The organism is Alphaproteobacteria bacterium US3C007, from assembly GCA_034423775.1.
GTDB classification, from domain to species: domain Bacteria; phylum Pseudomonadota; class Alphaproteobacteria; order Rhodobacterales; family Rhodobacteraceae; genus Thalassovivens; species Thalassovivens spotae.
On the sequence record CP139918.1, the window covers coordinates 2,126,961 to 2,139,178 of the forward strand.

9 protein-coding genes are annotated in these 12,218 nt (G+C 53.5%); 2 read left to right on the top strand and 7 right to left on the bottom strand.

Features of this window, described 5'->3' with window-relative positions:
* Positions 1 to 20 precede the first annotated feature (20 nt).
* Complete coding sequence (gene folD / locus UM181_10220) at positions 21 to 914, top strand: bifunctional methylenetetrahydrofolate dehydrogenase/methenyltetrahydrofolate cyclohydrolase FolD (GenBank protein ID WQC61708.1); 894 nt, start codon at positions 21 to 23, stop codon at positions 912 to 914.
* Positions 915 to 943: 29 nt separating this feature from the next.
* On the opposite strand, the gene pdeM is transcribed toward folD, so the two are convergent.
* The 7 genes from pdeM to tldD form a co-directional block, all read right to left on the bottom strand.
* A complete protein-coding gene (gene pdeM, locus UM181_10225) occupies positions 944 to 1,618 on the bottom strand; it encodes a ligase-associated DNA damage response endonuclease PdeM (protein ID WQC61709.1) in 675 nt (224 codons plus the stop codon).
* Between the two features lie 37 nt (positions 1,619 to 1,655).
* Complete coding sequence (locus UM181_10230) at positions 1,656 to 4,064, bottom strand: ligase-associated DNA damage response DEXH box helicase (protein WQC64735.1); 2,409 nt, start codon at positions 4,062 to 4,064, stop codon at positions 1,656 to 1,658.
* A 226-nt stretch (positions 4,065 to 4,290) separates the two neighbouring features.
* The gene (locus UM181_10235; protein WQC61710.1) at positions 4,291 to 4,920 is read right to left on the bottom strand and encodes a 3-oxoacid CoA-transferase subunit B; all 630 of its coding nucleotides are present in this window, start codon (positions 4,918 to 4,920) and stop codon (positions 4,291 to 4,293) included.
* A gap of 12 nt (positions 4,921 to 4,932) precedes the next feature.
* Complete coding sequence (locus tag UM181_10240) at positions 4,933 to 5,631, bottom strand: CoA transferase subunit A (protein ID WQC61711.1); 699 nt, start codon at positions 5,629 to 5,631, stop codon at positions 4,933 to 4,935.
* Positions 5,632 to 5,790: 159 nt separating this feature from the next.
* On the bottom strand, positions 5,791 to 8,337 hold the full coding sequence (topA, locus tag UM181_10245; GenBank protein WQC61712.1) for a type I DNA topoisomerase: 2,547 nt from the start codon (positions 8,335 to 8,337) through the stop codon (positions 5,791 to 5,793).
* A 145-nt stretch (positions 8,338 to 8,482) separates the two neighbouring features.
* Positions 8,483 to 9,649 carry a DNA-processing protein DprA gene (gene dprA / locus UM181_10250; protein WQC61713.1) on the bottom strand — a complete coding sequence of 389 codons (1,167 nt, stop codon included), beginning with the start codon at positions 9,647 to 9,649 and terminating at the stop codon, positions 8,483 to 8,485.
* Between the two features lie 77 nt (positions 9,650 to 9,726).
* Entirely contained in the window at positions 9,727 to 11,148 is a 1,422-nt protein-coding gene (gene tldD, locus UM181_10255; protein ID WQC61714.1) for a metalloprotease TldD, read from the bottom strand.
* A gap of 190 nt (positions 11,149 to 11,338) precedes the next feature.
* Between tldD and coxB the strand changes: the two genes are divergently transcribed.
* A complete protein-coding gene (gene coxB, locus UM181_10260; GenBank protein ID WQC61715.1) occupies positions 11,339 to 12,208 on the top strand; it encodes a cytochrome c oxidase subunit II in 870 nt (289 codons plus the stop codon).
* The last annotated feature ends 10 nt before the right edge of the window (positions 12,209 to 12,218 follow it).

Sequence of the window (12,218 nt, forward strand, 5' to 3'; positions counted from 1 at the left end):
TGACGTGAAGGGAAAACCCAATGGCAGCGCAAGTAATTGATGGCAAGGCCTTTGCGGCGCAAATTCGGGTGCAAGTGGCCGAGCATGTAGCGCGGGTGCAAGAACAGAACCATATCGTGCCCGGATTGGCGGTTGTGTTGGTCGGAGAGGATCCGGCCAGCCAAGTTTATGTACGCTCAAAGGGTAAGCAAACGCTTGAGGTGGGGATGAACAGCTTTGAACATAAGCTGGATGCTGACACATCGCAGATCGATTTGTTGGCGTTAATCGGGAAGCTTAACGCCGATCCAAGCGTGCATGGTATTTTGGTGCAATTGCCATTGCCAAACCATCTTGATGAAGATTTGGTGATAAACTCTATTGCTCCTGAAAAGGATGTGGATGGGTTTCATATCTCAAATGTGGGATTGCTGGGCACTGGGCAGAAATCAATGGTACCCTGCACGCCTTTGGGATGTTTGATGATGCTGCGCGCGCATCATGGGTCTTTGTCTGGATTGAATGCGGTGGTGATTGGTCGCTCCAATATCGTGGGTAAACCGATGGCGCAGTTGCTGCTGGGCGAGAGTTGCACCGTAACCATCGCGCATAGCCGCACCAAAGATCTTAAAGATGTGGTGGCGCGCGCGGATATCGTGGTTGCCGCGGTGGGGCGTGCACAAATGGTGCCAGGAGATTGGATCAAACCGGGCGCCACGGTGGTCGATGTTGGAATCAACCGGATTGAAAAGCCCGAAGGTGGCACCCGTTTGGTCGGGGATGTGGATTATGACAGCTGCGCCGCGGTTGCCGGCGCGATCACCCCGGTTCCAGGGGGCGTTGGGCCGATGACGATCGCCTGTCTGCTGGCCAATACGCTGACGGCCTGTTGCCGCAGTAATGGGATTGACGAACCGCAGGGGTTAACCGCGTAAGCGCATCAAGTTCGTTTTGGAGGCAAACCTCAGGTCACTTTCGCGCGCGGCATTGGAATGGGCTGCGCGCTCTTGCCGGTTAAAATGGCAAGGCCGGGCTTGTTTATCAGGCGGTCTAAGGTGGGATGATCGCAGCGCAAACCGCCGGTGTAGGTTCCATAGGCGGGCAAAATCAACCGCGTTTCATCCAGCAAGAAACAGGCAAAACTGCGCGCGCGTCCGCGCAAGGAAACCTGCGCTTTGGGGTGATAATGCCCCGAAACCTCACCAGATGATGCGGGATTGGCGATATGGCGAAACAGCAGCGGAGCGCAGGCGAATTCGGCCATATGCTGGCCACCCAAATGAATTGGCCCCGGGTCGTGATTGCCTTCGATCCAAATCCAGCGCCGCCCTGCCTGAAGCCGCGCTATCCATAATTGCGCGTCTTCAGGAAAGGCGCGCTCTGCGCTGAGATCGTCAAAACTATCCCCCAGGCAGATCACCGTGCTTGCGCTGGTCTGCTCGAGGTCTCGTTCTAGCCGGCTCAGCGTGTCTTGAATTTCATAAGGCGGCAGGTTTGCGCCGCCTTTTCGGCTGATCCGTTCCGCTTTGCCCAAATGCAAATCTGAGACGCACAGCAATTCGTGCTCGGGCCACCATAAAGCGCCAGAGGGCAATGCGAGCAAGGCTGCGCCTGATAATGTAAAGGGAAAGCCGTTCACAGAGCGGTACTGGCTGGAGTTTTGCAGGTTTGGCACGTTAGAATTCCAATCCGGCTTCTGCCATCAGGGCGGTGGCTTCCTCAGCCAGCAACCGGTCCATCGCCTGGCCTTCAACGGGAACGCGACCTGCTTCCAAAAACAACGGGGCAGCCATCGGTGAGACATGCGGCAAGGCACAATGGACAATCCGTGTTGCGCGCTTTTCAAGCAATTCTTTTATACGGTCAAAATCCACCAAGCCTTGCCGTGCTTCGCTTTGGGTGATGGCGAGCAAGATGTGCTCAGGATCATATTTGCGCAATGTGTCATAGAGAATATCAGATGAAAATGTGGCTTGGCGGCCCGATTTACGTTGGCCGGGCAAATTGCGTTCGATCAATCCGGCGATGGTGGCAACAGCACGAAAGCTACGTTTCATAACAGCATTTTCACCCAACCAATCCGCAAGGCCTTTTTCCAAATCTGTCAGGTCAAACAGCGCTTCAGGGGCGGTAATCTTTTCAAGCCCCCAGATCAAGGTTGCGTAATCGGTGGCCACAAACCCAAGCGGGGCTAGGCCCTGCGCTTCAAGTTGCTTGGTGATCAGCAACCCCAAAGTTTGCTGCGCATTGCGCCCTGCAAAGCCATAAATAACCAAATGCTGCTGCCCGCGGCGCGGAAACGTTTCTAGCAATAGGTGGTCGCGGCTGGGCAGGCGTGAAAGCGTTTGCTGTTGAAACAGCCATTTTTGGGTAAAAGCGGGGAGGCCTTGAAAGTTTTCTGTGTCAAAGCGCTTTAAAATGCGCTTGGAAAGCTGCGTTGATGTGGCAAATTTAGTGCCCGCAAAGGTGGCGATTTTGGGTTTTTTATGCGCATGTCGCGAGACTTCGACGACCATGTCGCGCAGGCTTTCAAACCGCACCACTTGTCCTCCGATCAAAAAGGTGTCGCCCGGGGCAAGCGTGGCGGCAAAGGCTTCTTCCACCTCGCCAAGCGGCTTACCCCCGCGCCGCTTATGCAAACGCACTTTCAGCGTATCACTGTCTTGGATGGTGCCAACATTAAGCCGCAACCGGCGGGCGCTGCGCGGATCACGCAATTTAAAATCTCCATTGGGATCTTGCTGCAAACGGTGCCATTGATCATAGCGGCGCAGCGCGTAGCCCCCAGTGGCACAAAACTCAAGACAGGCGTCAAATTCGCGGCGCGTTACCGCGCTATAAGGGCCTGCCTGTTTGATTTGCGCGAATAAAACCTCTGGATCAATCGTATCAGCGCAGGCGCAAAGCAGAATATGCTGGCAAAGCACGTCCAATCCTCCGGGAGGACGTGGCGCGCCATCCAAATCATTTTCCTGTACAGCTTCTAAGGCGCACAGGCATTCGACCACTTCAAAACGGTTGGCGGGCACAATTAAGGCTTTAGAGGGCGCGTTATAGCGATGGTTGGCGCGGCCAATACGCTGTACAAGCCGTTTGACGTTTTTTGGGGCTCCAATTTGAACCACCAAATCAACATCGCCCCAATCGATCCCAAGGTCCAAACTCCCAGTGCAAACGATCGCCCGCAAGGCCCCCGCTGTCATTGCGGCCTCAACCTTTTGACGCTGTTGGCGATCCAAGCTGCCATGGTGGATCGCGATCGGTAGCGCGTCTTCATTGGCCAGCCATAAATTATGGAAAAACAGTTCCGCTTGCGCGCGTGTATTGTGAAAAATTAAGGTCGTTTTATGGGCTTTGATCTGGGCGAGCACATCTGCAATCGCATATAGCCCGCCGGCGCCGGCCCATGGCGGTGTGCCAGAACTGCTAAGCATTTGAATATGTGGCGCGGGCCCCGCATCTGCGATCAAAATCGGGCAGGTTGGCGAAGTGGGAGATAGGAAGGTCGCGATCTCGGTGGCATCTTTCACCGTGGCAGATAGGCCGACGCGGCGCATATCCGGGCAGAGCGCCTGTATGCGGCTGAGTGCCAGCATCAATTGATCGCCCCGCTTGCTTTCGGCAAGGGCATGAATTTCATCGATAATCACCCGTTGTAAGCCAGAAAAGATATTTGCCGCCTCGGGATAAGAGATTAAAAGCGCGAGGCTTTCCGGTGTTGTAAGCAGAATATGGGGCGGGGCGCTGCGTTGGCGCTTTTTGATATGCGATGACGTATCGCCCGTGCGGTCTTCCACCGAAATATCCAGGCCAAGCTCATCGATTGGACTGATCAAATTGCGTTTTATATCGGCAGCTAAAGCCTTAAGGGGGGAAATATACAACGTATGCAGCCCCCGCGACGGTTGCTCGGCCAGCTCAATCAGGCTGGGCAGAAACCCTGCCAAAGTTTTGCCAGCCCCGGTGGGCGCAATGAGCACCTGCGCGGGCAGATCTGCTGTTTCCAGCATTGCAAGCTGATGGGGGTGTAAAGCCCAGTTTTTGCCGGTCAGCCATGTTGCGAATTTATTTGGAAACGTGCTCATATCAAAAGGATAGCGGTCAAGGCGCATTCGGCAATGGCCAAGGGGCGGGTTTCAAAATGAAGGATGCCGCCCTTGCATAGCTGGAAGACATGTTTTTGGCCCCAGCCCTTTAAGTGAAGCACATGTTTTTGAATAATTTGATTATTCTGGCGCTTTTAAACTTTCCTCTGGATGCAATTTGGGCGGCCATAAGCCGAAGCAGATGCGCGCGCTTTTCTCGTTAGGCCTAGGCAACAATATTGGCCTGCGTCGCGGCACGCAACTCTTCCGGGCTGACGCCGTCGGCGCATTCAACGATCTTCAATCCACCCTCTACCACATCCAAAACACCCAGATTGGTGATAATTCGATCTACCACGCCGGTTCCGGTCAGGGGCAGGCTGCATTGCTTCAAAACTTTACTGTCGCCATGCTTGTTGGTGTGATCCATAACAACCACAACGCGGCCCACACCGGCCACCAGATCCATCGCGCCTCCCATGCCTTTGACCAATTTCCCCGGAATCATCCAATTGGCCAAATCGCCGTTTTCGGCAACTTCCATGGCGCCTAAAATAGCCATGGCTATTTTGCCCCCCCGGATCATGCCAAAGCTGGTGGCGCTGTCAAAATAAGCGGTTTGCGGCAATTCGGTGATGGTTTGCTTGCCCGCATTGATTAGATCGGCATCTTCTTGGCCTTCGATGGGAAACGGGCCCATTCCAAGCATACCATTTTCAGATTGCAGCGTGACTTCAACGCCTTGCGGAATATAGTTGCTGACCAAAGTTGGAATACCAATGCCCAAATTGACATACATTCCATCTTCCAGTTCCAACGCCGCCCGTGCGGCCATTTGATTGCGATCCCAAGCCATAATACGCGCTCCTTATGCTGCCGGGCGCGTTGTGCGCTGTTCGATACGTTTTTCATGGGTGCCTTGAACGATGCGGTGCACATAGATTCCCGGCAGATGTATTAGATCAGGATCCATCGATCCTGTAGGTACAATTTCTTCCACTTCAGCCACACAGACCTTGCCTGACATCGCTGCAGGAGGATTGAAATTGCGCGCTGTTTTGCGAAATATCAAATTTCCGGTTGCATCGGCCTTCCATGCTTTCACGATGGAAAGATCGGCAAATAGCCCTTCTTCCATTATATAGGTTTGGCCGTTGAACTCTTTATGTTCTTTCCCCTCGGCGATCACTGTTCCAACGCCTGTTTTTGTGTAAAACCCAGGGATCCCGCAGCCGCCAGCGCGTAAACGCTCGGCCAAAGTGCCTTGTGGGTTAAATTCTAACTCTAACTCTCCTGAAAGATATTGGCGCATGAATTCCGCATTCTCGCCAACGTAAGAGCTGATCATTTTTTTGACCTGCCGCGTCTGAAGTAAAATTCCGATTCCAAAATCATCGACACCTGCATTATTAGAGGCGAAAACCAGATCTTTTGTGCCAGTCTCTTTGATCGATTGCAGAAGAAGCTCGGGGATACCGCACAACCCGAACCCACCGGCCGCAATGAACATCCCATCGAATAAAAGCCCGTCTAAGGCCTCTTGTGCAGACCCATATATCTTTTTCATCGCAACCGCTCCTGACCGATCAATTTGCTCTTATCTGGCTGAGGGAGGCCTTAGAGTCAATTCTTAGGCATCGCAAAACGCGAAAATCTTGGGGCGCTGGAACGCGTTTATTTTTGCGCGGCGCAACGCTCGCCTGATTGGCGCCAAATGAGATTATATTCAGGTGGCCGGTTTCTTCTTTGCCGGAGTTTTCTTTTTGGCTGCGGGCTTCTTTTTGGCCGCGGGCTTTTTACCGCCTTTTTTGGCCTTTGCTTCGATTAATTCAAGCGCTTGCTCTAACGTAACACTTTCCGGTTCCATGTCTTTGGGCAGGGTGGCGTTGATTTTAGCAAATTTCACATAGGGGCCGTAGCGGCCCGCCATCACTTGAATTGGCCCGCCCTCGCTGGGATGTTCGCCTAATTCTTTCAGCGGTTTGGCTGCGCTGCCGCGCGCTCCGCCGCGTGAAGCGGCTTTTTTAGCGAGCTCTTCCACGGCGCGGTTCATGCCGATGGTAAACACATCCTCTGCCTCTTTAAGGTTGGCGTAAAGTCGGCCGTGTTTGACAAATGGACCATAGCGCCCAATACCGGCTTCGATCATCTCGCCATCTTCGGGATGCGGGCCGATTTCGCGCGGCAAGTTCAGTAAAAGTAAGGCTTTTTCAAGATCCATTTCATCCGCAGCCCAGCCCTTGGGCAGGCTGGCACGCGGTGGCTTTGGTTGCTCTTCTGTGGCCTCTCCCCTTTGAATATAAGGACCAAACCGGCCTTTTTTTAGGCTTATTTCATCCCCGGCATCCTCGCCCAAGACGCGATCACCCGCATCATCAGCATCACCATTCATAGGCCGCGTGAAGCGACAATCTGGATAATTCCCGCACCCGACAAAACCGCCGGTGCGCGACGTTTTTAGATGTAGCACGCCCACGCCGCATTTGGGGCAGCTGCGCGGATCGCTGCCATCGGCGCGGGGGGGATAGAGTTGCGGCGCAAGAGCGTCATCCAGAACATCCAACACTTCGGTGATCCGCAATTCTGATGTTTCCGCGATTGCGGCCGAAAAATCACGCCAAAACTTTCCAAGCAGATCTTTATAATTCGCATTGCCCGCGCTCACATTGTCGAGCTGGTCTTCCAGACCGGCCGTAAACTCATATTCCACGTATTGTTTAAAGAAATTCAGCAGAAAAATGGTAACGATGCGGCCTTTATCTTCGGGGATCAGGCGGTTTTGTTCTTTGCGCACATAGTCGCGCTCTTGGATTGTGGTCACGATGCTGGCATAGGTCGAGGGGCGTCCAATCCCAAGCTCTTCCATCCGCTTCACTAAAGTGGCTTCCGTGTAGCGGGGCGGAGGCTGGGTGAAATGCTGCTCGGGTGTGACAGTATTGGTTTGCATCGCTTCGCCCTGCATCAATTGGGGCAGCCGTTTGTCATCACCATCGCTTTGGCTGTCATCGCGGCCCTCTTCATAGACCTTCAAAAACCCATCAAACAAAATTACCTGACCGTTTGCGCGCAGGCCCACCTGAGCATCGGCGCTGCCGATTTCAACCGTGGTGCGCTCAATTTTGGCGGCTGCCATCTGGCAGGCGATGGTGCGTTTCCAAATTAAATCGTATAATTTGCGTTGATCTGCATCGGTTAATTTTAAACTAGCCGCATCGCGCGTTGCGTCTGTGGGGCGAATACATTCATGCGCCTCTTGGGCGTTGCGCGCCTTGTTTTTATACATTCTGGGGCTGTTGGGTAGATAGTTTTCACCATATCGGTCTTTGATCGCATCGCGCGTCGCCATTACGGCTTCGGGCGCCATATCAATGCCATCGGTTCGCATATAGGTGATGTGACCGGCCTCATAAAGGCGTTGCGCAGCACTCATTGTTTGGCGCGCGCCCATGCCAAATTTACGCGAGGCCTCTTGCTGCAGGGTAGAGGTCATAAACGGCGCTGAGGGGTTGCGATTGCCGGCTTTGGCTTCCACCGATTGCACCGAAAGCTGGCGGCTTGAAACCGCCTGAACGGCCAGCTCTGCTTGCGGACCGTTATTTAAATCAAATTTGTCTAACTTTTTGCCGGCAAGGCTGACCAATCTGGCGGTAACGTCCTGGCCACGTGGCGTTTGCAGCAGGGCTTCGACGCTCCAATATTCCTGCGGTCTAAACGCTTCTATTTCCAGTTCGCGCTCGACGATCATGCGCAAACATACCGATTGTACGCGCCCAGCCGATTTCGCCCCTGGCAGTTTGCGCCATAAAACCGGAGAAAGATTGAACCCGACCAAATAATCCAAAGCACGTCGGGCTAGGTAGGCATCCACCAATGGCGCATCGACTTCGCGCGGGTTGTTCATCGCTTCGGTCACGGCTTTTTTGGTAATCGCGTTGAACACCACCCGGCTGACGGGTGTGTCTTTTTTCAATACTTTGCGTTTGCGTAGTGTTTCTTCTAAATGCCAGCTGATCGCTTCGCCTTCGCGATCCGGGTCGGTGGCTAAGATCAACGCATTGTCTTCCTTCAGCGCGTCGGCAATGGCTTTGATATGCTTTTTGCTGTCGGCGCCGACTTCCCATATCATGTCGAAATTGTTTTCCGTATCAACCGATCCGTCTTTCGGGGGCAAGTCTCGAATATGCCCGTAAGAGGCTAAAACGGTAAAACCCGACCCAAGATATTTGTTAATCGTCTTAGCTTTGGCCGGTGATTCTACGACGACAACGGGCATTCAAATTCCTTTCGACTCGGTCGGATCATTATGACCGGAGACCATGATGCCGAAAAGACCGGCTTGTCAATCCAAGGAATTTGGCAACTATGATTTTCGTTAAAACGGAGTGTGCGCGGCTCTCAGATCGGTTGGATTGGTAAAATTATGGTCTTAAAGACAGATGGCCGCCGGCATGCCGGAGTAGTTTTTGATCCAGCTCAAGCTCGGTGATGGCTGCGTTGCATTCCGCCACGGGCCGCGCAAGTCTGCGGATCAGGTGATTTTCTGAAATCGCGGTGACGCTCAACCGATCTAAGATATCTTGCTGCAGCTGTGATTTGGATGTCTGCGCGGGTTCATGCGCTGCGCGACCGCTCATGACGGGCGGCTGACAAGAAGCGCTATTAAGCGGTGCTTTATCATTTTCGAGGGGTATCACGTTTTGCCTTAGGTCAAGCACGTCTTGCGCATTGCGCACCAAAGCAGCGCCATCGCGGATCAGCGCATTGCATCCGGCCGCCCGCGGATCCAACGGGTGCCCGGGCACTGCAAGCACATCGCGACCCTGATCAAGGGCGTTTCTTGCGGTGAGTAAGCTGCCAGATTTCAACGCGGCCTCAACAATGATGGTTTGCGCCGCCAATCCCGAAATCAAACGGTTTCGAATGGGAAAGTGATGCGCTTGCGGGCGCAAATTAAGGGGCTGTTCTGAAAGTAGGAGCCCCTGTTTGGCGATAAAGGCGGTGAGGGCTTTATGTTCGGGGGGATAAATGGTTTTGAGTCCACCGGCCAAAATAGCGATCGTTCCAGTTTCAAGTGCAGCCTGATGCGCCGCAGCATCGATGCCTCGGGCGAGCCCAGACACAATGCAATCCCCCGCCTGCCCCAAATCATGCGAGAGCCGGCGCGCCATCCGGCACCCCAAAGCCGAGGCGTTGCGCGCGCCCACAAGCGCCGTTACCGGGCGTTTTGTGAGGTTTAAATCTCCGCACGCCCAGATCAAAGGCGGTGCATCTGAAATTTGGCTCAGTTGTTTTGGATAGTCGGGCTGGCCTCGAAACACCAATCGTGCGCCATATTTGATGCCTTGCGACAATTCTCTCATAGCATCTTTTTGCGAACAAGCTCGATAGCCAGCCAACCCGCGCGATTGGGCAATATCTGGCAAATGCTCCAACGCGTTTTGGGCTGTTCCATGTTCAGCCAGCAAACGATAAAAGGTGCTTATTCCCACCCGCCGCGAGCGTAAGAGACGAAGCCAATCCAGTTGATCATCTTCCGTTTTGGGTGGGAGTAGGGGGTGAGAGGAAGAAAACAAATCGTCGACCATCACAACTCCGCCGCTTACGAGAACCCTTCTACACGAGAAGTGGTTAATTCATCGTAAAGCGTGGGCGCATGATCGTATTATTCCGCCGATCCGCCCACCGTCAGCCCGCCAATCATCAAACTGGGCTGCCCAACCCCCACCGGAACCCATTGTCCGGCCTTGCCACAATTGCCCATACCCGGATCCAAGGCCATATCCGATCCGATTGCCCGGATCTGTTTCAGCGCGGTGGCACCATCGCCAATTAAAGTGGCACCTTTCACTGGCGCGCCTATTTTGCCGTTTTTCACCTGATAGGCTTCGGTGCAGGAAAAGACGAATTTGCCATTGGTGATATCGACCTGACCGCCGCCAAAGCCCACGGCATAAAGGCCATCTTTGAGGCTGCTTACAATATCCTGAGGCTCCGTTTCACCGCCCAGCATATACGTGTTGGTCATCCGCGGCATGGGCATATGGGCATAGCTTTGCCGGCGGCCATTGCCGGTGGGTTTGACGCCCATCAAACGTGCATTTTGGCGATCTTGCATCAACCCGGTTAATATGCCGTCTTCGATCAGGGTCGATTTTTGCGAGGCTGTGCCTTCATCATCGATATTGATCGATCCACGCCGGTTGGGCAGCGTGCCATTATCCAAAACGGTCACGCCTGGCGCTGCGATTCGTTGCCCCATAAGGCCGGCAAAGGCGCTGCTGCCTTTTCGGTTGAAATCGCCCTCAAGCCCGTGCCCGATCGCTTCATGCAGCAAAATGCCCGGCCATCCCGGCCCTAATACAACATCCATCATCCCGGCCGGGGCGGCAATCGCGTCTAGGTTGACCGCTGCAATTCGCAGCGCCTCGCGGGCTTTAGGCTGCCAATCTTCGGGGCGGATCAATTCGGAAAGAGAAAATCGCCCTCCACCTCCCGCGCTGCCACTTTCACGGCGCCCATTATTTTCTAAAATCACCGAAATATTGACGCGAGTCATGGGGCGAAGATCGGTAAAAACCTCTCCATCGGGGCGCATAATTACCACTTCTTGCAGACTGGCTGCGATAACCGCGCTGACTTGTACAACGCGTTTGTCTAAGGCGCGCAGATAGGCATCTATCTGTTTTAAAATATCTACTTTTTGAGCAAAGCCGATCTCTGAGGTTGGATCAAACGAGGCATAGAGGCTGTTATTGCTGCGTTGCGGCGCGTCAGCCCATTGGCCTCCCTTATCCGCCACGGCCAACGCCACCGTGCCCGTGGCTCTTTTTATCGCGGCCTCTGAAATCTCGCTTGAATGGCCATAGCCGATTTTTTCGCCGCGCACAGCGCGCAGTCCAAACCCTTCTGAGGCATCAAAATTTGCAGTTTTTATGCGTTGGTCGTCCAGAACCAACGTTTCTGACCGGCGGCGTTCGAAAAACAACTCGCCATCATCCGCGCCTTGGGTCGCGGTTTGCAACAAATTTAAGGCGATGTGTTTGTCAAGGCTGAGCGCAAACGGGTCAAAGGTGTCTTCGTGCATGGTATCCTCATTTGTCTCTGAGCCGTGATGCTCAATTTTTGAAGCAGGGGCGTCCGTTTGCCGCAAGGTTCTGGCTTTATCTCTGACGCAGAATATGATTTTAACCGCCCCAAAGACAATGGGATTCTATCAGGTCGTTTGGCCGCCGCGTTTCCTTTAAAAACTGCCGCGTAACGGAGTAGGGTGATTGATGCGTATTATAAGTAAAATTTTTGGCGTGATTGCTGGGATGTCCGCCATGCCGGCTTTGGCACAGGATGGGTTGGAAATTATCGGAATTCCGATAGATCGGGGCCTTGGGTTTCAGCCAGCTGTTACGGAATTGGCCAGGGATTTGCAGTGGTTGGATGCGATGATCCTATATATCATCACAGCGATTGTGGTGTTTGTTACGGCGCTTATGGGTTATGTAATCATACGCTATAACCGCCGCGCCAACCCAAATCCGGCCAGCTTCACGCATAATTCGCCCGTTGAAATCGCATGGACGGTTATTCCGGTTTTGATCTTAACCGTGATCGGCGTGTATTCCCTGCCAGTTTTGTTCAAACAGCAAGAAATTCCGGAAGCGGATTTGACCATCAAGGTAACCGGCAATCAATGGTATTGGGGTTATGAATATGTCGACCATGGGTTTGGGTTTGATAGCTTCATGATTGGCGATGGCAAGGTGCTGAATGATGAGGTTGAAGCCGAGCTGGTGGCTGCGGGCTATACGCGTGATGAATTCTTATTGGCGACCGATACAGCTGTGGTGGTGCCGGTAGGCCAAATTGTCGTAATGCAATTGACGGGCGCGGATGTGATCCACAGCTGGACCATCCCAGCCTTTGGCGTCAAACAGGATGCCGTGCCGGGTCGTTTGGCGCAGCTTTGGTTTAAAGCTGAAAAAGAAGGCGTGTATTTTGGTCAATGCTCCGAGCTTTGCGGAAAAGACCATGCGTATATGCCAATCACCGTGAAAGTGGTCAGCCAAGAGGCCTATGAGGAATGGCTCAAAGGTGCAATTGATGAGTATGCGACGCTCGCGCCACACGCAGCGCGTGTCATAGCAGGATAACCAGCCGAAA